23 protein-coding genes are annotated in these 22,986 nt (G+C 62.6%); 11 read left to right on the plus strand and 12 right to left on the minus strand.

Going from position 1 to position 22,986, the window contains the following annotated elements:
• Positions 1-3: 3 nt before the first annotated feature.
• From GV818_RS18320 to GV818_RS18335, 4 genes are all read left to right on the plus strand, one after another.
• Entirely contained in the window at positions 4-540 is a 537-nt protein-coding gene (locus GV818_RS18320) for an NUDIX hydrolase (RefSeq protein WP_161758717.1), read from the plus strand.
• 199 nt (positions 541-739) lie between these two features.
• On the plus strand, positions 740-1,111 hold the full coding sequence (locus GV818_RS18325) for a translation initiation factor Sui1 (RefSeq protein WP_161758716.1): 372 nt from the start codon (positions 740-742) through the stop codon (positions 1,109-1,111).
• 223 nt (positions 1,112-1,334) lie between these two features.
• The gene (gene speA, locus GV818_RS18330) at positions 1,335-3,248 is read left to right on the plus strand and encodes an arginine decarboxylase (RefSeq protein ID WP_161758715.1); all 1,914 of its coding nucleotides are present in this window, start codon (positions 1,335-1,337) and stop codon (positions 3,246-3,248) included.
• A 174-nt stretch (positions 3,249-3,422) separates the two neighbouring features.
• On the plus strand, positions 3,423-4,298 hold the full coding sequence (locus GV818_RS18335; RefSeq protein WP_161777156.1) for an alpha/beta hydrolase: 876 nt from the start codon (positions 3,423-3,425) through the stop codon (positions 4,296-4,298).
• Positions 4,299-4,346: 48 nt separating this feature from the next.
• Here GV818_RS18335 and GV818_RS18340 read toward each other — a convergent pair whose 3' ends face one another.
• From GV818_RS18340 to GV818_RS18350, 3 genes are all read right to left on the minus strand, one after another.
• Positions 4,347-5,156: a DUF7822 domain-containing protein gene (locus tag GV818_RS18340; RefSeq protein WP_161777157.1), complete on the minus strand. Its 810-nt coding sequence runs from the start codon at positions 5,154-5,156 to the stop codon at positions 4,347-4,349.
• A 243-nt stretch (positions 5,157-5,399) separates the two neighbouring features.
• Entirely contained in the window at positions 5,400-6,746 is a 1,347-nt protein-coding gene (locus tag GV818_RS18345) for an MATE family efflux transporter (RefSeq protein WP_161777158.1), read from the minus strand.
• Positions 6,747-6,832: 86 nt separating this feature from the next.
• A complete protein-coding gene (locus GV818_RS18350; protein WP_161758711.1) occupies positions 6,833-7,126 on the minus strand; it encodes a hypothetical protein in 294 nt (97 codons plus the stop codon).
• 190 nt (positions 7,127-7,316) lie between these two features.
• Here GV818_RS18350 and GV818_RS18355 point away from each other — a divergent pair, with 190 nt between their 5' ends.
• From GV818_RS18355 to GV818_RS18375, 5 genes are all read left to right on the plus strand, one after another.
• Positions 7,317-7,622 carry a MazG-like family protein gene (locus tag GV818_RS18355; protein ID WP_161758710.1) on the plus strand — a complete coding sequence of 102 codons (306 nt, stop codon included), beginning with the start codon at positions 7,317-7,319 and terminating at the stop codon, positions 7,620-7,622.
• Positions 7,619-8,368: a methyltransferase domain-containing protein gene (locus GV818_RS18360; RefSeq protein WP_161758709.1), complete on the plus strand. Its 750-nt coding sequence runs from the start codon at positions 7,619-7,621 to the stop codon at positions 8,366-8,368. The genes GV818_RS18355 and GV818_RS18360 overlap by 4 nt, the downstream gene beginning before the upstream one ends.
• A gap of 11 nt (positions 8,369-8,379) precedes the next feature.
• Positions 8,380-8,988 (plus strand): DUF4136 domain-containing protein, encoded by a 609-nt coding sequence (locus tag GV818_RS18365; RefSeq protein WP_161758708.1) that lies wholly within the window; start codon positions 8,380-8,382, stop codon positions 8,986-8,988.
• 45 nt (positions 8,989-9,033) lie between these two features.
• Positions 9,034-9,591 carry a DUF4136 domain-containing protein gene (locus GV818_RS18370; RefSeq protein ID WP_161758707.1) on the plus strand — a complete coding sequence of 186 codons (558 nt, stop codon included), beginning with the start codon at positions 9,034-9,036 and terminating at the stop codon, positions 9,589-9,591.
• 177 nt (positions 9,592-9,768) lie between these two features.
• Positions 9,769-11,766: a pilus assembly protein TadG-related protein gene (locus tag GV818_RS18375; protein ID WP_161777159.1), complete on the plus strand. Its 1,998-nt coding sequence runs from the start codon at positions 9,769-9,771 to the stop codon at positions 11,764-11,766.
• Here the strand turns inward: GV818_RS18375 and GV818_RS18380 are convergent.
• Positions 11,751-14,525 carry a PAS domain-containing sensor histidine kinase gene (locus GV818_RS18380; protein WP_161777160.1) on the minus strand — a complete coding sequence of 925 codons (2,775 nt, stop codon included), beginning with the start codon at positions 14,523-14,525 and terminating at the stop codon, positions 11,751-11,753. The genes GV818_RS18375 and GV818_RS18380 overlap by 16 nt on opposite strands.
• On the minus strand, positions 14,522-14,959 hold the full coding sequence (locus tag GV818_RS18385) for a TadE/TadG family type IV pilus assembly protein (RefSeq protein ID WP_161758704.1): 438 nt from the start codon (positions 14,957-14,959) through the stop codon (positions 14,522-14,524). The genes GV818_RS18380 and GV818_RS18385 overlap by 4 nt, the downstream gene beginning before the upstream one ends.
• Before the next feature lie 74 nt (positions 14,960-15,033).
• Between GV818_RS18385 and GV818_RS18390 the strand changes: the two genes are divergently transcribed.
• Both GV818_RS18390 and GV818_RS18395 read left to right on the plus strand, forming a co-directional pair.
• Complete coding sequence (locus tag GV818_RS18390; protein WP_161777161.1) at positions 15,034-15,504, plus strand: prepilin peptidase; 471 nt, start codon at positions 15,034-15,036, stop codon at positions 15,502-15,504.
• 126 nt (positions 15,505-15,630) lie between these two features.
• A complete protein-coding gene (locus tag GV818_RS18395; RefSeq protein WP_161758702.1) occupies positions 15,631-16,422 on the plus strand; it encodes a response regulator in 792 nt (263 codons plus the stop codon).
• Between the two features lie 52 nt (positions 16,423-16,474).
• Here GV818_RS18395 and GV818_RS18400 read toward each other — a convergent pair whose 3' ends face one another.
• From GV818_RS18400 to GV818_RS18430, 7 genes are read right to left on the minus strand one after another with little or no spacing between them, the layout of a single operon-like run.
• Positions 16,475-16,744, minus strand: coding sequence for a DUF3613 domain-containing protein (locus tag GV818_RS18400; protein WP_161758701.1), 270 nt, complete (start codon positions 16,742-16,744; stop codon positions 16,475-16,477).
• Positions 16,744-17,478 carry a tetratricopeptide repeat protein gene (locus GV818_RS18405; RefSeq protein ID WP_161758700.1) on the minus strand — a complete coding sequence of 245 codons (735 nt, stop codon included), beginning with the start codon at positions 17,476-17,478 and terminating at the stop codon, positions 16,744-16,746. The genes GV818_RS18400 and GV818_RS18405 overlap by 1 nt, the downstream gene beginning before the upstream one ends.
• A gap of 10 nt (positions 17,479-17,488) precedes the next feature.
• Positions 17,489-18,373, minus strand: coding sequence for a type II secretion system F family protein (locus tag GV818_RS18410; RefSeq protein WP_161777162.1), 885 nt, complete (start codon positions 18,371-18,373; stop codon positions 17,489-17,491).
• A 2-nt stretch (positions 18,374-18,375) separates the two neighbouring features.
• Entirely contained in the window at positions 18,376-19,257 is an 882-nt protein-coding gene (locus GV818_RS18415) for a type II secretion system F family protein (protein ID WP_161777163.1), read from the minus strand.
• A gap of 16 nt (positions 19,258-19,273) precedes the next feature.
• Positions 19,274-20,548, minus strand: a complete 1,275-nt coding sequence (locus GV818_RS18420; protein ID WP_161758697.1) for a CpaF family protein — start codon at positions 20,546-20,548, stop codon at positions 19,274-19,276.
• Complete coding sequence (locus GV818_RS18425) at positions 20,545-21,732, minus strand: AAA family ATPase (protein ID WP_161758696.1); 1,188 nt, start codon at positions 21,730-21,732, stop codon at positions 20,545-20,547. Before GV818_RS18425 ends, GV818_RS18420 begins: the two co-directional genes overlap by 4 nt.
• Positions 21,729-22,982, minus strand: coding sequence for a type II and III secretion system protein family protein (locus GV818_RS18430; protein WP_161758695.1), 1,254 nt, complete (start codon positions 22,980-22,982; stop codon positions 21,729-21,731). The genes GV818_RS18425 and GV818_RS18430 overlap by 4 nt, the downstream gene beginning before the upstream one ends.
• Positions 22,983-22,986 lie beyond the last annotated feature (4 nt).

Raw genomic sequence — 22,986 nt, forward strand, 5'->3', positions numbered from 1 at the left:
TCCATGGTCGCAACCACCAATGAGGCGGCTCATCGCGCCGCCTCCGACGCTGAACAGATTGCCTGGGTCGATGGCGAAGACCAGTTGCTGGGTGCCATGGTCCGCTCGGAGCTGCGCGAGCGCGGCCTGATTGGCCGTGGCACCTACATCATGTTGTTCAATTCCGCCGGTGAGCTCTGCGTGCACCGGCGTACGCTGAGCAAGGCCATCTACCCGGGCTACTGGGATGTTGCCGCTGGCGGCATGGTCCAGGCCACCGAGAGCTACGCTGAGTCGGCCGCTCGGGAACTGGAAGAAGAGCTGGGAGTGAGCGGGGTCGAATTAACCGCCCATGATCACTTCTTCTTCGAGGACACCGGCAACCGCCTCTGGTGCTCGGCGTTCTCTGCCGTGTGGGACGGTCCGCTGCGCCTGCAGCCGGAAGAGGTCCTTGAAGCGCACTTTATTCCGCTGGATCAGGTGCTGCGGGAAATCCACGAAAAGCCCTATTGCCCGGACTCCCTGGCCGCCTTGCAACGCTATCTGGCTCGACGTCGTTAAAGTTGCATAAATTGACGCCGATTGGCTCTTAGCAAGTCGGCTTTTTGCCGTTACACTGCGCGACTTTTCAAGCTGAGCTGGCGCTGCTTTTTATAAGCACCGCCGGTTCAGTAGCGCTGCCCCTGCCTGAGTGGGGCTTCGCGGTCGATGGCAGCGCCATATGCTTCGACCAGTCTTTGTCCTCCCAAGAGGATTGCCGGTGGCCAAAAAAGCCGCATCCTTCGCCGCCCTTGGTGGCCTGGTGTTTTCCACCGACGCAGGTCGACATTGCCCGGACTGTAGCCAGCCGGTGACCGCCTGCATCTGCAAACAAACCGTGATTCCAGCCGGCGACGGCATTGCTCGCGTGCGTCGCGAAAGCAAGGGCCGTGGCGGCAAGACGGTGACCACCGTCACCGGCGTGCCCCTGGCCGAAGACGCTCTCAAGGACTTGGCCACGACGTTGAAAAAACGTTGTGGCACTGGTGGCGCCTTGAAGGACGGCGTCATTGAAATCCAGGGCGACCACGTCGAGCTACTCTTGGCGGAACTGATCAAGCACGGTTTCAAGGCGAAGAAGTCCGGCGGCTAGCAGCCTCTGTGAAAACCACCTCTGACTGGATGCGGTCTTGATGAACTCAGGACTCCAGTGTCGTCTGCATGGTTTTCACAGAGCCTGTTCATGAACGGTTTCTAAACTCAGCCCTGCGAGCGCGGTCTATTGCGCTTGCAGGCTAATCGTCATTTTCATTCTTTAGACTGCGCCAGCCCTGGATTGGGGGCGGCGCTCTATGACTTCTTTATAGGGGACTTCGATGTCCGTACGACGCACACGTAAAGACGATGGCAGCCAATGGACAGTTGCGGACAGCCGCAGTGTTTACGGGATTCGCCATTGGGGGGCCGGGTATTTCGCGATCAATGACGCCGGTCGCGTCGAAGTTCGTCCGAACGGCCCGAGCAGCTTGCCCATCGATCTGTTCGAACAAGTCGAGGAGCTGCGCAAGAGCGGCTTGTCCCTGCCATTGCTGGTGCGTTTCCCGGACATTCTCCAGGACCGCGTGCGCCAGCTGACCGGCGCCTTCGACGCCAACATCGAGCGCCTGGAATACCAGAGCAAGTACACCGCGCTGTACCCGATCAAGGTCAACCAGCAGGAAGCGGTGATCGAGAACATCATTGCCACCCAGAACGTTTCCATCGGCCTGGAAGCCGGCTCCAAGCCGGAACTGCTGGCGGTCCTGGCCCTGGCGCCCAAGGGCGGCACCATCGTCTGCAACGGCTACAAGGATCGCGAGTTCATTCGTCTGGCGCTGATGGGCCAGAAGCTCGGCCACAACGTGTTCATCGTCATCGAGAAAGAGTCCGAGGTGGGCCTGGTGATCGAAGAGGCCGCGGCGCTCAAGGTCAAGCCACAGGTCGGCCTGCGGGTGCGCCTGTCGTCCCTGGCCTCAAGCAAGTGGGCCGATACGGGTGGTGAAAAATCCAAGTTCGGCTTGTCGGCGGCGCAGTTGCTGTCGGTGGTGGAGCGCTTCCGCGCTGCCGGCCTGGACCAGGGCATCCGCCTGCTGCACTTCCACATGGGTTCGCAGATCGCCAACCTGGCGGATTACCAGCATGGCTTCAAGGAAGCAATCCGTTACTACGGCGAGCTGCGCAACCTTGGCCTGCCGGTGGATCACATCGACGTCGGTGGCGGCCTTGGCGTGGACTACGACGGTACCCACTCGCGCAACGCCAGCTCGATCAACTACGACATGGATGACTACGCCGGTGTGGTGGTGGGCATGCTCAAGGAGTTCTGCGACGCGCAGAGCCTGCCGCACCCGCATATCTTCTCCGAGAGCGGCCGCTCCCTGACCGCCCACCACGCCATGCTGGTGGTCCAGGTGACCGACGTCGAGAAGCACAACGACGACGTGCCACAGATCGAGAACAAGACCGAATTGCCGGAAACCGTGCAATGGCTGGTGGACCTGCTGGGTCCGACCGACATCGAGATGGTCACCGAAACCTACTGGCGCGCCACTCACTACATGAGCGACGTGGCCTCGCAATACGCCGATGGCAAGCTGACCCTGGCCGAGAAAGCCCTGGCCGAGCAATGCTACTTCGCAGTCTGCCGCCGCCTGCACAACTCGCTGAAGGCCCGTCAGCGTTCCCACCGCCAGGTGCTGGACGAACTCAATGACAAGCTGGCGGACAAGTACATCTGTAACTTCTCGGTGTTCCAGAGCCTGCCGGATACTTGGGCCATCGGCCAGGTTCTGCCGATCCTGCCGTTGCACCGCCTCGACGAAGAGCCGCTGCGCCGCGCCGTGCTGCAAGACCTGACCTGCGACTCCGATGGCAAGATCAAGCAGTACGTCGACGAGCAGAGCATCGAGACCAGCCTGCCAGTACATGGCCTCAACGAAGGCGAGGACTACCTGCTGGGGATCTTCCTGGTGGGCGCCTACCAGGAAATCCTCGGTGATATGCACAACCTGTTTGGTGACACCGATTCGGTGAACATCTACCAGCGGGCCAACGGCAGCGTGTACCACGCCGGGATCGAGACCCACGACACCATCGAAGACATGCTGCGCTACGTGCACTTGTCGCCGGAGGAGTTGATGACTCATTACCGCGACAAGGTGGCCAGTGCCAAGATCACTACCGCCGAGCGTACCCAGTTCCTCGACGCCTTGCGTCTGGGCCTGACCCGCTCGTCCTACCTGTCGTCCTGAGGGCCCGGGCATCCCCGGTGATGCCCGTCCCGCCCCCGCACAAAGCCGCGCCCTCCGATGGAGGGCGCGGTTTTTTTTGCGCGGCTTCCAGGTTTGCCACAGAAGATGGGGCTCCGTCCCATTTGCAGCTAGCCTGCGAAGAGGCGTCCATGGTGGGCGCAACGAGGCTTGCTGATGCTCAATACATCCAAGGGCGCCTGGCGTCTGTTGTTCAGCACCCTGGTACTCAGCCTGCTGGCGGCCTGTTCGCCGCTCAAGGTGCTCAATTCCCTGACACCCGGCAGTACCTTTATCAAGACTCGGGACATTGCCTACGGCAGCGATCCACGGCAGAAGCTGGATGTCTATCAGCCCCGGCAGGCGGTTCCCGGTGCGCCGGTGGTGGTGTTCTTTTATGGCGGCAGTTGGAACAGCGGCTCGCGCAGCGACTACGACTTTGTCGGCGAGGCCCTGGCCTCTCGGGGCATGGTGGCGGTCCTGGCGGACTACCGGCTGTATCCACAGGTGCGCTACCCGGCCTTTCTCGAAGACGCGGCCCGCGCCGTGGGCTGGACCCATGAGCATATCGGCGAATTTGGCGCCGACCCGCGGCGGCTGTATCTGATGGGGCACAGTTCCGGCGCCTACAACGTGGCCATGCTCGCCCTGGACTCGCGCTTGCTGGGGCAAGTCGGGCTGACGCCGCAGATCATCAAGGGCTGGATCGGCCTGGCCGGGCCCTATGACTTTCTGCCGATCCGCAACCCCGAGGTGCGCCCGGTGTTTTTCTACCCCGACTCGCCGCCGGACTCGCAGCCCATCAACCATGTCAGCCGGGGCGCGCCACCGGCACTGTTGATCGCGTCCAGCGAAGACTCCCTGGTCAACCCGCAGCGCAATACCGGCGGTCTGGCCTGTAAGCTGCGAGCGGCGGGAGTGCCGGTGCAGGAGTTCTACTTCTCCCGCACTGGCCACGCCACTCTGGTGGCGGCCTTGTCCCGGCCCTTGCGCGGCCTGGCTCCGGTACTGGATCGGGTCAGCGGCTTTGTCGAGTCGACGCCGAGTCAGTGAGCCGGGGAACACCCGTGTGCACCGCGTTGCGGCTGTCGGTTACCACGCCTAGGCATCCTGTGCCTGGAATTCGCTCAGGTTCAACAGCTCGAAGTACAGGTCTTCGCTCCATTCCAGGCCCAGCGGGTATTGGGTCGCGTCGTTGTAGGTGCTGTCGTAGTCGTCGTCCAGGTGGAGTCCGAAGAGGGCGTCCAAGGGCGGCGCCGATTTTTGCGTGGCCGCTCTTCTGAGCGCTTGCCCTGCTTGCACGAGGTCGCTGGGCAGGGCATCGACGGTCCTGCCGATGTAGCGGCATCTGGCGATTTCCTGTTCCACGGAGTCTTTCAGTGCCGCTTCCCCGGAGACGAGCATGGAGTCGAGTTCGATCGTTTCCAGCAGCAGATAACGGTCACGATGTGCTTCGAGGAAGACGATGCTTTCGTCCAGGGCGGCGAGAAGTTCGGCTACTGTCGCAGTCTGTGCCGGCGACGCCGCTGGGGCTGTCTCCTGCTTTGCTGAGAAGAGCTGTTTGAGGCGTCCCAGGACGGTGCCCTTGGGTTGCACGGCACTAGCCTGGGCTTCGATTGAGGGGGGCAGGGATACAGCCGTCCGGATAATGTCCGCGAAGCGCCGCACTCGTTCAAAGCCGGGATCGAAGGGGCTGCTGATCGCATAGACTCTGGTCTTGTGTTCAGGCTCGTCTTCCTCGAATCCGTCCGCTATCAGCGAGGCACACAGCTGCGGGTCGCCAGACAACAGCAGACGGTAGATGAAGGGGACGTAGTACGGCCATTCAGACAGTCCGCAAATGCTCTCGGGACGGTCCTCATAGGTCGTGGGTCGATTGCTCAGGCTGTAGAGATAGGAGCGGTTGGCCATAGTCAGGATTACCTCGAAGGCAGCTGCGAGATTTCAGTATGAAGTTGAGTGCGGCGACAGCTGTTTGACCGGTTGTTCTGCTCTGCGAAAGAACCATTGGCAGGTTCCCGCCAAAGCGCGGGCGAGTACAACACCCAGGCCAGTGACAGGCAACCTCGTCGATTTCGCTGCAGTGGGGCGGCGAACAGATTTCGACTGGCCTGTCATGTCGCTCGGCCAGGATTCATTGGCTTATGGGGGGCTTCAGTGAGTCCCGGCAAACCAGCCGTCGCGTCGCTCCAGGTGCCAGGCGAAGGCTGCCAGGGTCAGGCTGCGCAGGAGCATGAACAGCAGAAAGGTCAGCCACAGGCCGTGGTTGCCGAAGCCTTGCAGTGCCCAGGCGAAGGGCAGCAGCAGGAGCACGGTGAGGAGCATGCCGTTGCGCATTTCCCGGGCTCGGGTGGCGCCGATGAACAACCCGTCCAGCAGGTAGCTCCAGACCGCGATCAAGGGCAGCACGGCGAGGTAGGGCAGGTAGGTGAAGGCGGTCTGGCGGACCTCGGGAATGTTGGTCTGCATTTCGATGAACAGGTGGCCACCGAGCAGGAACAGCGCGGCAAACCCCAGGCTGGCCAGCAGCGACCAGCCGCCGGCCACCACCAGCGAACGGCGCAGGGCGGGGCGATCATGGGCGCCGATGGCGTGGCCACACAGGGCCTCTACCGCGTGGGCCAGCCCGTCCAGAGCGTGGGCGGTGAGCAGCAGGCCATTGAGCAGCAGGGCGTTGGCCGCCACCGTGGCATCGCCGAGTCGTGCGCCTTGCACAGTGATCAGGAAAAACACCGATTGCAGGGCCAGGCTGCGGATGAAAATGTCCCGGTTCACCGCCAGTAGCGGGCGCCAGCTCTGCCAGCGGCGCAGCGTCGCCCAGACGATCTGCCCCGGGTAGGCCCGCAGGGCCGGGCGGGTCATGGCCAGGCCGATCAGCGCGCCGGTCCATTCGGCGATCACTGAGGCCCGGGCCGAACCCACCACGCCCCAGTCCAGCCCGAGGACAAACCACAGGTTCAGAGCGATGTTCATCAGGTTGGTGCTGAGCAGGATGGTCAGCGGCGCCCGGGCGTTCTGGGTACCGAGGAACCAGCCCACCAGGGCAAAACTGGCCAGGGCAGCAGGCAGGCCCAGCAGGCGGGTGTGGAAAAACGCCCGGGTCATCTGATCCAGCTCCGCCGAGGGTTGCATCAGCTGCAAGGCCGCGCCGCTCAGCGGCACGCCTATGGCTCCCAGCAACAGCGCCAGGCCCAGCGCCAGCAGCAGGCCTTGAAGCAGAATCTGCCGCAAGGCCGCGCCGTCACCACGGCCGGCGGCCTGGGCAGCAAACCCGGTGGAGCCCATGCGCAAGAAACCCATGGCCCAGGCCAGAAAGGTGTAGAGACTGGCGCCGACCGCCACCGCGCCCAACTGATGGGCATGGGGCAGGTGACCGATCACCGTGCTGTCCACCAGGGCCACCAGGGGCACGGAAATATTCGACAGGATCATCGGCGCGGCCAGGGCCCAGACGCGACGATGGGTGGGGCGATGACGCCAATCGGTGATCAGGGGGGACATGCGGGCTCCTTGCGAGAGCCGGCATTGTAGCCTCGGCGCCGGGACGCGCCGAGGTTTAAAGCGGCCGGCGCAGCAACCGCATGAACTTAGTGGATGATCCAGCTCAGGAGCCAGAGGCCGAGCACCAGCCAGATGATTCCGATGATGATCGAGGCGCGCATGAAGGCGCGGATCGCCGAGTAGAGGCACATCAGGCCGATGATCAAGGTGAGGATGCTGATGATCGAGGTGTCCATGCCCAGGGCGCGGGACAGTCCGTCGACAAAGTTGCCACCGGCGTGGGTCAGGGTATTGAACAACCCGCTGAGCAGGTCGACGATAAACCGGATGACCGAACCTATGGCCTGGCCAAGCCATTCGAAGAAGCTTTCTACCTGCATGTGTGCGTCCTGATGAAAGAAGGGCTTGGTGCCTGAGCTCAACCTTGGGCCATGGAGGCCTGGGGTGAGTTCCCTGTTAAGCATAGAAGCTGGCAGGGGCTGCATATCTTGTAGGAGCCGGCTTGCTGGTGAAAGTGCTCTTGCGTCCCACGCCCATCCCCCGGAAGCTATACGCCTTCAGGAGACCCCGATGAACCTAGACCAACTGACCCAACGCCTGCACGCCATTCGCGATCGCAACGACTGGCGGCAATTTCACAGCCCGAAGAACCTGGCCATGGCCGCCAGCGTCGAGATGGCGGAGCTGGTGGAAATCTTCCAGTGGCTGACCGAGGACCAGTCCCGGCAATTGCCGGCGGACAAGCTGGCCCACGCCGGGCAAGAAGTGGGCGACATTGTCCTCTACTTGCTGTTGCTGTGCAGCGAGCTGGGGTTGGACCTGGACCAGGTGGTGAGCAGCAAACTGGCGGACAGTGAACGGCGGTTCTGCTCATGAGCGATCGGCATTTCGACCAGTTGGCGACCCGTTTCGCCGAGAAAATCTATGGCGGGGCCAAGGGCGCGATCCGTCTGGCGGTGCTGCAGGCCGATCTCAAGGAAAGCCTGCCCGAGCGGCCGCTGCGGGTGCTGGACATTGGCGCTGGCCTTGGGCACATGTCCTTGTGGCTGGCACAGCACGGGCATCAGGTGACGCTGGCCGAGCCGGCGCAGCCGATGCTCGAAGGCGCCCGCCAGCGCTTTGTCGAGGCCGGGCAGCAGGCAACCTTCATCCAGGCACCCTGGCAAGAACTGCTGGGGCAACTGACCCAGCCTTATGACCTGGTGCTCTGCCACGCGGTGCTGGAATGGCTGGCCGAGCCTCATGCGATCCTACCGGTGTTGCACCAGTTGACCGCCGCCGATGGCTGGCTGTCCCTGGCGTTCTACAACCGCGATGCGCTGATTTATCGCAACCTGCTCAAGGGCCATTTCCGCAAGATGCGCAAGAACGACATGGCCGGCGAAAAGCAGAGCCTGACTCCGCAACAACCGCTTGATCCTCGTGAACTGGCGGCGCAACTTGAGGGCTTGTGGCGAGTCGAAACCCAGAGCGGGGTGCGGGTTTTTCACGATTACATGCCGGTGGAGTTCCAGGCTCGTGCCGAGCTGACGGATCTGCTGGAGATGGAATTGGCTCACCGTCGACACCCAAGTTTTGCCGGGCTTGGGCGTTATCTGCATTGGCTGTGCCGGCCGGTCTAACGGAGTGCGCAATGAAACGCCGCCTGGGTCTGATCCTTTTGTGTTCCGGGCTTGCCGCCTGTCAGGGCAGCAACCCCTATGTCGCCAGTTCCAACCCGTTGCCGCCGGCTCCGCCGCAAGCAGCGAATACCTTTGACCGCAGCGCCTACCCGGCGCCACAGCGTGACTATGGGCGCTACCGCAGCTGGGCCTGGCTCAACGGTCGCTTGCCCAACGGTTCGGCCTGGGCCGACTCGGCACAGATTGCCGAAGCGGTCAGCGGCGCGCTGGATCAACGTGGCTTACGGCCCTTGCATGACAATCGGCCGGCGGATTTGTGGGTCAGCGCCGACCTGCACCTGGAGAAGCGCTTGCGCCAGGTCCAGGACGACTACGGTTATGGCGGCTACGGCGGCTATAACCGCTACGGGCCGGGCTACGGCATGTACGGCAGCACACCGGTGGTGCGCACCTATGAGGTAGAAGTGGTGGTGGTCCGGGTCAATCTATATGACGGCGCCAACGGCCAGCCCGTATGGAGTGCGAGCGCCGAAACCAGCAGTCGGGGCAGCCTGAGTGAACGAGCCGATTCGCTACGCGAAGCGGTGCAAAAGGCCATGGCGGCCTATCCTCCCAGTTAGTCGGTCGCCGGCTCCCCGGTTTTTGTCTTCACGCGGAGAAACAGCATGTTCCATCGAATCGCGTTACTGGTGTGTGCCGCCTTGCTCAGTGCTTGCGCCGCCGACCAGGTCAACCATGACTTCGACGCCAGCCGGGACTTTGGCGCCTACCACAGTTGGGGCTGGAAAGAACCGGCCCTGCAATATCGCCCTGACGATCCCCGGATCAAGAGCGACCTGACCGAGCAGCGCATCCGCCAGGCGGTGGCCGAGCAACTGGACCAGCGCGGCCTGCGTCCGGCCCAGGGCGCTGCCCGGGCCGACTTGAATGTGCAGGCATACCTGATCGTCGAGGACCGTCAGCAGCAAGTCACCACCAATTATGGCGGCGGCTGGGGTGGCCCATGGAATGGTTACTGGGGCGGACCGGTGTACAACGAAACCCGTAACATCAGTTACAAGGTGGCGACCATCCAGATCGACTTGCTGGATGGCAAGGACGGCAAGCTGGTATGGCGCGGCAGTGACGAACAAATGCTCAGCAGCTCGCCCAATCCCGCCGATCGCAGCGCGGCGGTGCGGACCACGGTGATGCGCATCCTGCAGAACTATCCGCCCCGCTGAGTTCACTCGCCGTTTCGCTGCATCGATTCCCGGGAGTGCCATGAGGTGCTGGCGGTGACTTTACCTGCCACCAGTCAATGGAGCTGGCAGCCTGCCAGCGTGCCTTCCGGGCTTTGACTACACTGCTTTCATCCTTGGAGATAGCGCTCGGCTGCGAGCCGGTAAAGGAGTGCCTCGATGTCTCCCATGAAGCGGTTTTCCGGCCCGGCCCACCAGCGCGGAGCCATCGGCCTGATGGCGGCGATGACCTTGGGCCTGGCGTTGTTGTTCATGTTGCTGGTGGTGGACAGCGGTCGCCTCTACATGGAGCAGCGCAGGCTGCAGCGGGTGGCGGACAACGCCGCGCTGGAAGCGGTCAGTCGTGGTGGCAATTGCCAGAGCGGCCTGACTGCCGCCACTTATGCCGGGCAGAATGCGACGCGCAATGGCTTTGCTGTGGCTACCGGCAGCAGCCTGACCACCGATTGCGGTTCCCTGACCACCGGGGCCAACGGCTTGCGCACTTTCAATGTCGACGCCACGCAATCCGCTGCCGTGCGGGTGATTGTCTCCAATACCGTGCCCATCAGTGTGGCCTCAGGAATTGCCGGGCTGTTTTCTCCGGGGCCGATCAATCTCACCACCCCGCTGAGCGCCACGGCCGTTGCCGCAGCACCGACCCCGACAGTGGCGCAATTGAGTATTCAAAGCACTCTGCTCACGGTCAGCACCGCGCAGTCGAGCATTCTCAACCCGCTGGTGGGCGGGCTGCTGGGAGGCAGCCTGAACCTGAGCGCTGTGGGTTGGAACGGCTTGCTCAACACCAATATCAACCTGCTGAGCTACCTCAATCAGCTGGCAATCAACCTTGGCGTGGCGGCCGGTAACTACACCCAACTGCTCAATACCACCACCAGCGTGACGCAACTGATCCAGGCGGCGATCACCGTGGTCCAGGCCAATGGCGCCACCGCCGATGTGTTGACTGCCCTGGGTAACCTGCAGATCGCCGCGATCAATGCGGCGCCGCTGAGACTGGGGGATATCCTGCAACTGCAGACTGGCCTGCCGAGCTCTGCCTTGAATGCCAACCTGCAACTGTTCCAACTGCTGCAGGCAATGATCCAGTTGTCCAACAGCAACAGTGCGGTGGCGGCGACCTTGCCGATCACCGTGCTGGGGCTGGCCAATATCACGGTGCAGACCAAAGTCATCGAGCCGCCACAGTTGTCGGCCATTGGCGACCCCGCCCTGGCCAAGGCCAATCCCACCGGAGCTAACCGCATTTATGTGCGCACTGCGCAGGTGCGCACCCTGGTACGGATCAATTTGCCGGTCCTGGCGGCGGTGTCGGGGCTGTCGACGGCGGTCAGCAATCTGGTGGCGCCGCTAACCCCGGTATTGAACAGCCTGCTGAGCTTGAACCTGGTAGCGACCCTGGGGTCGGCATTGTGCCTGCTGGGCGCCGGGTGTGAGCAACTGTATCCGGCACTCGCATCGTCCTCGGAAATCGACCTGAGCCTGGATGCTGGTGGGGCGATCGCTTATGTCACCGACTACAGCTGCCCGGTGAACAATAGCGGGACCAAGAGTCTCACCGCTCACACCATCACCTCTATAGCCGATTTGAAGGTGGGCCAGATCGACCCCACCAATGCCTTCTCCTCATCCGCCGAGCCCACGGTAAACCCTCTGCCTCTGGTGGACCTGGGCATCCGTACTTGTTATCAGTTCCTGATCCTGCCGGGTCACTGTGATCCAGTGGTGCACTACGCGGGAGGAGGAATTGCGGTGATGGTCAACACCAGCGTGGCGCAGAATACCCAGGATCTGGTGTTCTCCAGCACGGTCTCACCGTACCCGGTGCCGCCCAACGTCAACCAGCCCCCGAGCTATCAGACGGCGGCGCCCACCAGCAACATTGTCTCCAGCCTGGCGAGCACCCTGGCGGGGATCAACCTGATCGTCTACAAACCGGTCAGCAACAACCCGCTCGGGGCGATTGTCACTGGGCTAGCCTCGGCCATTAGCGGGGTCAGCAGCCTGCTCACACCGGTGATCACCGGCCTCCTGAGTCCGGTGCTGGATCCGTTGCTGAATAACCTGCTGTCCGGCCTTGGGATCAACCTGATGGATGTGGAGGTGGGTGCCAACTTGACCTGTGGACAGACTGGCAAGGCTTACCTGGTGATCTGATCTGCCGGGGCAATCGGTAGCTCGATGCAGAAGCGTGCGCCGTCCTGACCGTTGCTGACACTCAGGCGCCCACCCATGTTCTCGACGATACCGTAGCTCACTGACAGGCCCAGCCCGGTACCGACACCCACCGGTTTGGTGGTGAAGAAAGGTTCGAAGATCCGCTCCAGCAGTCGTGGATCGATGCCGCCGCCATTGTCCTCGACCCACAGGCGCACACTGTGTTCGTCGCGTTGGCCGTAGACGGAAATCCAGGGTTTGAAATCACTGTGTTTTTCCCGTTGGGCCAGCAGGGCGTCCCGGGCATTCACCAGCAGGTTGATCAGCACTTGCTCCAGCTGGTCGACAAACCCCATGACCTGGACTTCGAAGCCCATTTCGCTGATGCGTAGCTCAAGCCCCTTGCCTCGCATGCCCTCGGCCAGCAGCGAGAGGGTGCCATCGATGGCCTGAGCCGGATTGAACGGCTGTTGTTCCACCTCCGAACGCCGGCCGAATACCCGCATGTGATCCACCACTCGGGCGGCCCTTTGGACCTGGGTATCGATGCGCTTGAGCTTGTCAGTGAGGTAGTCGATCTGGATGTCGCCGTTGTCCAGGCGCTTGAGTACGTTGACGATGGCCATGCGCATCACGTTCAGTGGCTGGTTGATTTCATGGGCGAGACCGGTGGCCATTTCGCCGAGAGTGGCCATCTTCGCGCTTTGTGTGAGCTGCTGTTGGGAGCGCCGGACTTCAGTGTTGTCACGGCCAACGGCCTGGATCTCCTGGAGTCGCCCCTGGTCATCGAACACCCCGCGATCCGACCAGACCCACCAGGCATGTTCACGTCCCGGTAGTTGCAGGTTTATTTCAGCGGTGCTGACCGGAAACTCCGGGCTCAGCAGGCTGATTCGCCGCTCGAAGCCTTCGCGCTGTTCGGCGGACAGCCAGTTCCCGAGGTTGCTCCCTGGCAGATCCTCGGCGGAGCATTCCAGGTACGCGGCCAAGGGCCGGTTGCCGAAGGTCAGGGTCAGGTCTGGGCGGTAGCGGCAGATCATGGCCGGAGAATCCTCCACCAGGATTCGGTAGCGCTCTTCGCTTTGGCGCACCTGCTCGGTGGCCAGGGTGGCTTCAGTGACATCCAGCCACAGGCCGACGGCTTCCACCGGCAGGCCCAGGTCATCGCGCAGCAGCTTGGCTTCGTCCAGAACCCAGTGGTAATCACCATCACGATCCCGCAGTCGATAGCGGCTGTGGACACTGCCTTCGCGCAGCAGCTGGCGGCAACGCTGGAAGTACAGGTCTCGATCCTCGGGATGGACCCAGTCCACCAGCCTGCCGTCTGTACAGTCCTCCAGGTTCCAGCCCAGTAAAGGTTGCAGGCTGGCGCTGAAAAAGCTCGGCTGCAAGGCGCCTTCGAGGTAGCGCTGGACGTAGATCACCGCCGGTGAACTGGCGATCAGGTTGTCCAGGCGGGCGTGGGCCGCTGCCGCCTGTTGCTGCTGGTTCTTGATATCGCTGATGTCCAGCATGAAGCCCACCAGTCGTTGGTTTTCACCCTGGCCCAGGGCTTGCCCCTGCAAGCGGTACCAGCGCGCGGGCATTGTTGGGTCTGGGGTGTGCAGGCGTACGCAGAGCAGCAGCGGCTTGCCCAGTTGCAACGCCTGCAGGCGGCTGCCGAGCTCATCCCGATCGGCGGGGTGAATCAGCTCCAGCCACGCCTGGACAGGTAGCCGCATGCTGTTCTCGGGCAGCTGCAGGCTGGTAGCCAGCTGGCTGGCCAACAGGACTTCGCTGGTGCCCGGGCAAAGTTCCCACCAACCGGCGCCGAGCAGTCCTTGCAGGGCCTCCAGGCGTTCCAGGTGCAGGTGGTGACGATGCTCGCGCAGGCGGCTGAGCAGCGGTCCGGCCAGGGCTGCAGTGAGCATCAGCCAGTCGCGATCCAGCAGGTTCGGTGCGTGCTGCTGCACGGTATAACCACCGCACAGGAGCCAGGCGGCGACGCCGTGATCATCCCGATAGGGCACCAGGAAACCTTCGCGGTGAGCGAAGATGCCTTGCAGGCGCGGGTGTTCGTTCAGGCCCTGGACCTGGTTCAGGCGCAGCGGTGTATTGCCATTCAGGCTATCAAGGCCGGTACCCAGTACCTGGCCGTCCTGCCAAAGCCGTGGGGCGTCGTGGGCGGTGTAGCAACTGTGAATGACCCAGCCCTGTTCCTGCTCGTCCAGCAGCGCCAGGCCCAGGCAGGGGATGTGCCAGTAGCGGGCCAGGTCGGCCAGTTGTTCGTGCAGGACATCCGCCAGGCGCGTCAGGTTGCACAGACGCAGTTGCTCGCTGATCTGCGCGGCGAAGACTTGGCACTGTTCACGGCTCAGGGCCTGTTGGCGTTGCTGGATCAGGTCGCCGATGTCCAACAGTTGCAGGTGCCATTCCTGACTCCAGCGCTGGACCCAGCCCCGCAGGTGCAAGGTCTTGCGGCCGAGCCCGCGAAACTCCAGGTCCAGTACTTGCCCGCTCCAGTCGGCAGGTCGGCCTTCAAGGGCTTGAGTGCTGCCGGGAACGATATAGTCGTTCAGGTGGGCGCCTTCGATGCCGGGAGGCAATTGGGCCAGGGCATGTCGCAGCGGCCCGCTCATGCTCAGGACTCGACCCTGTTGATCCAGCACCAGCACCAGCAGCAGGCCGATGGCCTGGGGTGGTACAGCGGCTTGGGGCTCGTCGATGGCCAGTGGCTGACGGCCCAGGAAACGCCCGAAGAGCTTGTCACCAGAGGTCAAAATTGCAGGCTCGAACTGACGGAAAGAGTGGTGGGAAGGTTGGGCACTGCACCGATCACCGGCAGTACTACCAGCGGCAGCACTTGAGTCAGCTTGCTGGTGGGGTAGTTCACCGAGACCGTCAACACGCCAGCGCTGTACACCGAGGTGTAGTCGGTGGCTGCGAAGTTGAAGGCCGGGGGAATCCACTGGGTCTGGCTCTGAACCACGCTGTTGGCGAGGTTCTGCACGGCACTGGCGTAGTTGGCCGTGTTGGGGTCAACCATCACCGCACGGCGAATCGCTTCGGCGGTGGCTTGATGAAAGGACTGCATCATCAGCAGCGGTACGCTATAGCTGACCAAGCCATAGAACACCGCGAAAAAAATCACGAAGACCGCAGCAAACTCGATTGCCGCAGCGCCTTTCTGCTTTCTAGGGAGGCCCGGTTTCATCAGTGCGTCTACCCTGACAACCACTATGTCCATTGAGCATAGGATCATTCCGGCAGAAAGGACCGTTTTAGCCGATGCAATTCTTGGTTTTGTGGATCTGGTTGGCAATTTGCGCGCTGCAGGATCTGCGTCAGCGGCACATCGCCAATGCTTTGACCCTGGGCGCCGCGCTATTGGCGACCCTGTACCTGTTGTGGACCGGCAACACTTGGCTGGGGGCCAGTGCCGCGCAAGGTGGCTGGGCGCTGCTGCTGGCCTTGCTGCTGACTCTGCCTGGATATGCCACGGGAAGGATGGGGGCAGGGGATGTGAAGCTGATGGCGGCCCTGGGGCTGGCCTCCGATACCCAGTACTTGCTGGGGGCTTTTATCGGCGCCGGACTCTGCAGTTTCCTGTGCTTGCTGATTGCTCCCAGGGGGTGGCCGCAGCAGGAACAAGGACTTCAATCTCCCGAAGCAGAACCTGTGGCACGGCTGTCAAAAAAATACCCATTTGCCCCCTTCGTCCTGGCTGGAATGGTCTTAACTGTGACCTTGATCCACTAGTCGCCAGGCCGATTAATGCTATGTACATAGTCGGAAAGTAGGTCTAGGTTTTAAGGTGTGGCTGCCCGGATCATGCCTGGCAGGACAGGAGTGGTCAGTCAGCGATTGGCCCGCACGGAGTCGCACGTGAACAAGCTCACCTCACAGATGAAAGTGCTCGTGGTCGATGATCAGCCACTGATTGTCGAAGAACTTTGCGAATTTCTTGAAAGCAGTGGCTACCGTTGTGTTCCTTGTGAATCCAGCCGCGAGGCTGTGGAGTGCTTCAACAAGGACCCGGAAATCTCCCTGGTGCTCTGCGACCTGCACATGCCCGGTCTGGACGGCATCCAACTGGTGCAGGAACTGCAACGCATTGCCGGCAAACAGCGAGTGTTCGAAGCCATCATGCTCACCGGGCAGGCCGACAAGCAGGATGTGATCAAGGCACTGCGCGCCGGAATCGCCGACTACTATCAAAAACCCATCGACCTGGACGAGCTTCTTGAAGGCTTGCAACGCCAGGAAGTGGTCTTGCAGGAGCGCCAGAAGAACCTGCACCTGGGACACCTGAACCAGAAGCTGCAGTTTCTCTCGGAGTCCATCGACGACCTGTATCAGGACCTGGACAAGGTCCGGCGTACACCGTCCACTAGCCACGGTGAAGGCGCCGGGGGCGAAAATGCCAGCGACGCGGACAGCATTGAGATACCGGCCATCTTCAATCAGCTTTCACCACGGCAGTTGGATGTGGCGCGGCTGGTGGGCAAGGGCCAGACCAACTACCAGATCGCCTGCGAGTTGGGGATCACCGAAAACACCGTCAAGCTCTACGTGTCCCAGGTACTGCGGTTGACTCACATGCACAACCGCACACAGCTTGCCTTGGCCCTGTCTCCGAGCAATTCGGGGTTGCGCCAGCGGGTCACGGCCCACTGATACTGACCTACAGGCACCGGCGGTGATGGTGACCGCCGGCTGCAGCTATCGATTATTTGGTTTCCACTTTGCCTCCGGCGTTCGGGTCGTACAGATCCGGAATCTCGTATTTGTACTTTTTCAACCAGCGTTGCAACGCCAACTCGCGCTCGGTGGGCGTTACCGTCTGCGGTTGTGGCGAGGCTGCCAGGTTGCGGTTCTGCAACAGCAGCCAACCTTCGGTTTCCTGCTGCTGGGGCGAAGACGGTCCGGCGTCGATAGCCATTGCGGCCAGGGGCATCGCCAGCAGGGCAGTGCAACAGAACATGGGCAGTTTCATCATCAGCGCTCCTTGGCGGGTGCGACAGCAGGCTGCACGGTGGCGGACCCGGTGGCCACCTGAGTCACCCGGGCAGCGGTTTTCGACGGTGTCTTGAGTTCCTCGGCACGAGCCTGCGCCTGAGCGAATTGCTGTGGGCTCAGGTTGGCCTGGCTGACCACTGCCGCCGCCTGCTTCCAGTTGTCCTGGTAGAGCAGCAGGGTCACCAGGTTGATGGCGGCCAGGGGTTCGGATTGCTTGAGCTCGATGGCTGTGAGGAACTCGAAGCGGGCATCTTCGATGCGCAACTGGTTGAGGTAGACGACCCCCAGGTCATTGCGGATTTTTTCATTGGTCGGTGCCAGGCGTGCTGCCCGTTGCAGGTGGGCCTGGGCCTGACCGTTGTCACCCTGGGCCGCCGCCAGTTGGCCAAGGCCGTGTTCGCCCTCGGCCGCGAGGCATGAACCCAGCAGGCTGCGGTACAGCGGTTCAGCCTCACTGCGCCCCAGTAGCCGGTAGACCCGGGCCTTGCGCACCCGCACCTCGGCGAGGTTGTCCGGCAAGTTCTGCAGATTGGCCAGGCTGGCGTGCAGCTTGCCGTCGCTGGCCATTTCATCGGCGAGGTTCACCGCCAGTTCCTGCTCGGAGCTGAGTTTGGCGCAGCTGGTGGAATTGGTCAGGGCCGCCCACTGCACCTGGCCGTTGCTGGTGCATCCAGCGAGCAGCAACAGGCTTGCTGCGGCAATCAGTACTTTCATCAGGTTCCCTCTAGGAAGCAAAGGCCCGGGCGATGGCGGTGAAGCCCGGCCCGGCGAGGACAATCAACAAGGCGGGGAAGAGAAACAGCATCATCACCACCGACATTTTTGCCGACATTTTCGAAATGTATTCCTGCAGGCGGGTCAGGCGCCGGTCGTCGAGCAATTGCTTGAGGGCCTGCAGCGACTTCATCGCACCGCCGCCCTGCAGGATCAGTTGCTGGAGAATCACGCAGGTGTCGGTGAACTCGTCTACCGCTAGCAGGGTGGCGGTCTGGTTGAGCTCCTGACCCAGCTCCAGGCCCGAGTCGACCCGTGCCAGGATCAGGCGCAGCTCGTGGGTCAGCTCTGGCATAAGCTTCTGGGCTTCGTTGCCAAGAACGCGCAAGGCCTGTTCCACGGCCATCCCCGACTCGAACAGAATACGCAGCAAGGGAATGAAGGTGGAGATCTCCAGGGCGATATGCTTCTGCCGGCGTTGAGCTGCGTAGGCCAGGACCCGCTTGGGCAAAAGGTAGCCGACCCCGGTCGAGAGCATCGGGAACAGCCATTTGTTCTCAGCGTGGGGATAGATCACTTCCAGGATGAAGATCGTCAGGCAGATCACCATCAGCGGAGTGGCGATCTGCAAGGCAGCGAACAGCGAGCGTTGGTTGGCACGGCGCCAGCCAAGGCGGTTGAGGAGGACCTTGGTCTCGCTGTCCATGCTGACCGCCCGCTGGCCGAAACGGCTGTCGCCGAGTTGGCGCAGCCAGCTGCCCAGGCGGTTGTCGTGGGCCATGTTGCCTTGCAGCCGCTGGGCAATCTGGCGCTCGCGTCGGCGCTGCTCCAGCATGCCGTTGCCGAGCAGCAGCAAGGCCCCGAGAAACAGCAGTGCGGCGGCCAGTAGAAGCATATTCAAATACTCCTCAACATGCGCCAAAGGGCGATGCAACCAAAGACCTGAAGGCACACTGCGGTGATCAGCATCTTCTGCCCGGCGGGGTCTTGCCACATACCGAGCATGTAGCCTGGGTTGGTGAGCATGAAGTAACTCACCAGAATCAGCGGCAAGAGTCCCAGGACCCAAGCGGTCATGCGGGTTTCCCCAGTCATCGCGCTCAATTGCCGAGCCCCTTGCTCGCGCTCGCGAATCAGCTTGATCAGGTTTTCCAGCAATTCGCTGGCGTTGCCGCCGTAGCGGTGATTGACCTTCAGGCCGAGGGCGAACATGCGTAATTCGTCCTGTTCGTAGAATTCGGCAAAGTCACTGACCGCGTCCGGCAGGTTGACCCCCAGTTGCACGTTGCGCTGGACCCTGCCCATGGCTTTTTTCAGCGGATCGTTGCTGGCCTCGATGGCGCCCAGCACCGCGTCCGCCAGGGTGCGTCCGGACTTGAGGCTGCGCACGCTGTGGTCCAGCAGGGGCGGCAGTTGCTCGATCATGCGCTTGAGCCGGCGCTGAAACAGCCATGCGATGTACATCCGCAGGAGCAACGGTGGGATGAGGAGGCAGCTCAGCAGGCCGAACCAGTCCTCCAGCAAGTAGCCCAGCAGCATGAGGACCACCCAGACCGCCAGCCACAGGCCCAGGCGCTCACTGGGCTGGCCCAGGCCGGCACGGGCAAAGGCGCGCTCTAGGCCGCTCCATGAGTTGCGTGGTGGGGGCTGGTCGGGTTGCCCAGCGGCCAGTCGATTGAGCACTCGCTCGCGTTCGGTCTTGCGTACGCCGTGGTAGAACAGCCAGCCGGAAAGTCCTAGTAGCAGCAGGCAGATCAATGTGAGCAGCAGACCGATCATGGGCTACCTCGCCGGTTCAATTGACGCCCAGTCCGTTCTCGCGACGCAGTTTGTCACCGGCCGGATTCAGCGCCTCGCGCTGGAAGCCGAAGCCGCTGCGGCGGTCCAGGCGGAACAGGGTGTTGGTGACATAGATGTCCTCGCGAAGGCCCACCACTTCCACCACTTCGCTGACGCAGCGTCGGCCATCGGGCAGGCGGGTCAATTGGATCACCACATCCAGGGCCGCGCAGATCATCTGCCGCAGGGTGCGCTCGGCGACTTGGCGCCCGGTGAGGCCGACCAGGGTTTCCAGGCGCAGCAGGGCGTCCTGCGCATTGTTGGCGTGCACAGTGCTCATGGAACCATCGTGGCCCGTGTTCATCGCGGTCAGTACATCCAGCACTTCCACACCACGGATCTCGCCGAGGATGATCCGGTCCGGGCGCATCCGCAGGGCGTTGCGGATCAGGTCGCTGGCCTTGACCTCGCCATGTCCCTCGGCATTTGGCGGGCGAGTTTCCAGGCGAACAACGTGGGGGTGCACCAGTTGCAGTTCGGCCACGTCTTCGATAGTCACCAGGCGTTCATACGGGTTGATCAATTGGCTGAGAATGTTCAGCAGGGTGGTCTTGCCGGTGCCGGTGCCGCCGCTGATGAGAATGTTGCAGCGCTTGCCCACCGCGTCCTGGAGAAACTCGAAGATCGCCAGGTCGATGGTCTGCATGGCGATCAGGTCGCTGCTATTGAGCATGTCCTTGCGGAACTTTCGAATCGACAGGCAGGGGCCGTCCAGGGCAATGGGTGGAATGATTGCGTTGACCCGGCTGCCGTCGGGCAGGCGCGCATCGACCATTGGCGAGGACTCATCGAGACGCCGGCCCAGGGGCGCGAGAATTCGTTGCATCACCCGCTCCACATGGTGGGCGTCGATGAAACGCAGGTCGCTCTGGTGCAGCACGCCTTCGCGTTCGACGAACACGCGGTGCGGACCGTTGACCAGGATCTCGGTTACCGCAGGATCGCGTAGCAGTACTTCCAGGGGACCGAAGCCCGTCAGCTCGTCGACGATCTCTTCCGCCAGCCGCTCCATTTCGTAACGGGAGATCGCCAGGTGCATGCGCGCGATGTACTCCGCGACCTTGTCGGTTACGAATTGCGAGAGGTTTTGCCGGGAGCTTTCCAGGAGGTTTTTTCCCGACTCTTCGATGGCATCAATGATGTAGCGATGCAACACCAGCTTGAGGCCTTCGTGGTCGCTGTTGCCCGGCGCTGTGCGGGGTGGGCCGCCAAAGAGTTTTTCGCCGCTCATCGGGCCCCCATGATTCGGTTGAGCCAGCCGGCCTTGGGCTGGGGCAGGCCTTCCGAGCGTTTGGCCAGGCGTTCGCCCAGGACGCGAATACTTTGCGTCAGGGCTTCACGGGGGGCCATTTCAAACAAGGTGACGCCCTGGTTCTTGGCGTTCAGGCGCACCTCCGGGCTGTAGGCCAGTACCGCGATCACCTCCAGGCCGAAGGTCTTGCCCAGGGTCTCGGAGTCCGGTGCGACGGCGCGCAGGTAGCGGTCCACCAGCAGGCGCGCGTGTTCGAGTTTCATGCCTTTTTCGCGCCAGTGATTGAGCACCGCGAGGTTGCGCCGGCAGTCGAGCACGCTCTGATCGGTGCGCCAGAGCAGCTTGTCGCAATGGCTGACAAAGGTGCGCAGGGCTTCGCTGTCCGGTTGCCCGGCAAGGTTCACTACGATGTGCTGGAAGTGCTGGCGCAGGGCGCTGAGCAGCATGTACAGCTCCGCCGCGCTGGTGTGCTCCAGGGGCTCGTCGTGACTGGCGTAGGCGAGGATCCGCAAACCGGCTTCGGCGCTGGTGAAGGCGCTGTCGATCAGGGTGGTATCCAGGCGTCGCAGGTGCCGCAGGGCATCGCCGAAGTGGAACGAACTCTCCAGCCCCAGCAACGCGAGGCTGTCGCCCCTGGGCAGGCCGAGGTCCAGCAGCAGGGTTTGCTGGCCGCTCTTTTGCACCACCAGTGCCAGGTGTCCGGCCAGTAGTGCACCATCGCCGTCACTCTGGGTACCGTAGAGCACGGTCAAGCCTCCCAGCTGAGTGTTGGGTGTCACTGCTGGCAGGCGCTTGCTCAAGCGCCTGACCAGGCCGGCAACTTCACTGGAGCGCGAACCGTAGGCGACAAAATCCCGCGCGCCGGCGCGCATGGCATTGAGTACCAGTTGGTTGTCCATGCCGTCGCCGAGGGCGACGATCGCCAGCATCGGCTTGGCTTCCAGGGCACCTTCGATCAGTGCGGCCTGGGCTACCACATGCTCGCGGTCAAGGCCGACGAACACCAGGTTGGCGAAGGTGACGTCCACCAGTGCCAGTAACTCATCGAGGCTGCCATCGGCCCCTACCACTTGGCCCAGGGGCGCCAGGGCGCCTTGCAGCCACTCAAGGTCGGTGTTGTTGCGAGTGATGGCGAGGAACGTCTGGCTCAGGTTCTGGCTCATTGCGATAGCCCACTGCGCTTGTCGAAGTTGCCGTTTTCGAGGAAGAACATGCGATAGAAATTCGGGTCGTAGTTGCGCAGGCGTTCGCCGGGCAAGGCCGGCAGTTTTGCGTCGGCGGCCAAGGGTTGGACCAGATGGGGCGTGACCACCATCAGCAGCTCGCGCTCCTCGCGTTTGATCGAGGTGTCGCGGAAGAAGGCGCCGAGTACCGGAATGTCCCCCAGTCCCGGAAACTTGTTCACCTGGGAGCTGTTGCTGGTGCTGATCAAGCCACTGATGACGAAGCTCTCGCCGTCGGCCAGGGAAATACTGGTATCGGTACGGCGAATGGTCAGGGCGGGAACTTGGGCCCCTGCGATCGTCACGGCGTTGCTGTAGTCCAGTTCGCTGACCTCTGGTGCAACCTTCAGCGAGATACGACCGCGGTCGACGATGGTCGGGGTCAGGGTCAGGCGAATGCCGAACTCCTTGTATTCGATGGTCGCGCTGTTGCTACCGGCGCTGGGCACCGGGATCGGGATCTCGCCGCCGGCGAGGAAGCTCGCGCTCTGTCCGCTGAGGGCCACCAGGGACGGACGCGCCAGGGTGTAGGCGAAGCCACTGCCTTCCAGCGCATTGATCAAGGCCAGCACCCGGCCGTTGCCGAAGCCGATATTGAAGGTGCCGTTATCCAGGGGAATGTTGCTCCGGCGACCACCAAAGACCGGCGTGGCGCCCCCGGCGGTGCCACTGGTGACTGGGGCGGTGCCGGGGGAGCCGAACAGGAAGTTGTGCCCGCGTCCAAAGATCGAGGCACTGGCTTCCTTGAGTTTGGTCCGGCTGACTTCGACGAAGCGGATGTCGGTCTGCACCTGGCTGGGCAGCAGCGGATCGTCGGTGGCCGGCAGGCGGGTGCTGGTCATGTCGGCGGTGGCGCGGCCCTGGACAAACACCATGCTTTGCCGTGGGGTGCTGGAGCAGGAGGTCCAGACCATCAGGCTGGTGGCACCTGGGGCCATGCCGGTGAGGAGAAAGGCCTGGCTGCCGTTGACGTGGACATCGGCAATTTTCGGATCGCCCACCGCCAGCCGGGTGATCGCTACTGGGGATTGCAGTTCCTGTTGCAAGCCTTCGCCAACCTCCAGCACTGCGGGCAATGGCGCCAGGTTCGAGCAGCTTGCCGCCGGAGCGGCCAGGGCCTGGGTCCAGAGCAATGGCCCCAGGCTCAGGGTCAGCAGGCAAGTGAACAGCGGCATGGAACGACTGCGCATGTAG

The sequence above is a fragment of the Pseudomonas sp. Fl4BN1 genome (genome assembly GCF_009908285.1).
In the GTDB taxonomy this organism is placed as follows: domain Bacteria; phylum Pseudomonadota; class Gammaproteobacteria; order Pseudomonadales; family Pseudomonadaceae; genus Aquipseudomonas.

Coding starts and splice junctions, on each gene's coding strand:
- GV818_RS18385 (WP_161758704.1), bottom strand. CDS start 14,959: ATGAAACCGGGCCTCCCTAGAAAGCAGAAAGGCGCTGCGGCAATCGAG.
- GV818_RS18400 (WP_161758701.1), bottom strand. CDS start 16,744: ATGATGAAACTGCCCATGTTCTGTTGCACTGCCCTGCTGGCGATGCCC.
- GV818_RS18345 (WP_161777158.1), bottom strand. CDS start 6,746: ATGTCCCCCCTGATCACCGATTGGCGTCATCGCCCCACCCATCGTCGC.
- GV818_RS18375 (WP_161777159.1), top strand. CDS start 9,769: ATGTCTCCCATGAAGCGGTTTTCCGGCCCGGCCCACCAGCGCGGAGCC.
- GV818_RS18340 (WP_161777157.1), bottom strand. CDS start 5,156: ATGGCCAACCGCTCCTATCTCTACAGCCTGAGCAATCGACCCACGACC.
- GV818_RS18350 (WP_161758711.1), bottom strand. CDS start 7,126: ATGCAGGTAGAAAGCTTCTTCGAATGGCTTGGCCAGGCCATAGGTTCG.
- GV818_RS18420 (WP_161758697.1), bottom strand. CDS start 20,548: ATGAGCGGCGAAAAACTCTTTGGCGGCCCACCCCGCACAGCGCCGGGC.
- GV818_RS18355 (WP_161758710.1), top strand. CDS start 7,317: ATGAACCTAGACCAACTGACCCAACGCCTGCACGCCATTCGCGATCGC.
- GV818_RS18365 (WP_161758708.1), top strand. CDS start 8,380: ATGAAACGCCGCCTGGGTCTGATCCTTTTGTGTTCCGGGCTTGCCGCC.
- GV818_RS18415 (WP_161777163.1), bottom strand. CDS start 19,257: ATGATCGGTCTGCTGCTCACATTGATCTGCCTGCTGCTACTAGGACTT.
- GV818_RS18370 (WP_161758707.1), top strand. CDS start 9,034: ATGTTCCATCGAATCGCGTTACTGGTGTGTGCCGCCTTGCTCAGTGCT.
- speA (WP_161758715.1), top strand. CDS start 1,335: ATGTCCGTACGACGCACACGTAAAGACGATGGCAGCCAATGGACAGTT.
- GV818_RS18390 (WP_161777161.1), top strand. CDS start 15,034: ATGCAATTCTTGGTTTTGTGGATCTGGTTGGCAATTTGCGCGCTGCAG.
- GV818_RS18425 (WP_161758696.1), bottom strand. CDS start 21,732: ATGAGCCAGAACCTGAGCCAGACGTTCCTCGCCATCACTCGCAACAAC.
- GV818_RS18335 (WP_161777156.1), top strand. CDS start 3,423: ATGCTCAATACATCCAAGGGCGCCTGGCGTCTGTTGTTCAGCACCCTG.
- GV818_RS18430 (WP_161758695.1), bottom strand. CDS start 22,982: ATGCGCAGTCGTTCCATGCCGCTGTTCACTTGCCTGCTGACCCTGAGC.
- GV818_RS18320 (WP_161758717.1), top strand. CDS start 4: ATGGTCGCAACCACCAATGAGGCGGCTCATCGCGCCGCCTCCGACGCT.
- GV818_RS18360 (WP_161758709.1), top strand. CDS start 7,619: ATGAGCGATCGGCATTTCGACCAGTTGGCGACCCGTTTCGCCGAGAAA.
- GV818_RS18410 (WP_161777162.1), bottom strand. CDS start 18,373: ATGCTTCTACTGGCCGCCGCACTGCTGTTTCTCGGGGCCTTGCTGCTG.
- GV818_RS18405 (WP_161758700.1), bottom strand. CDS start 17,478: ATGAAAGTACTGATTGCCGCAGCAAGCCTGTTGCTGCTCGCTGGATGC.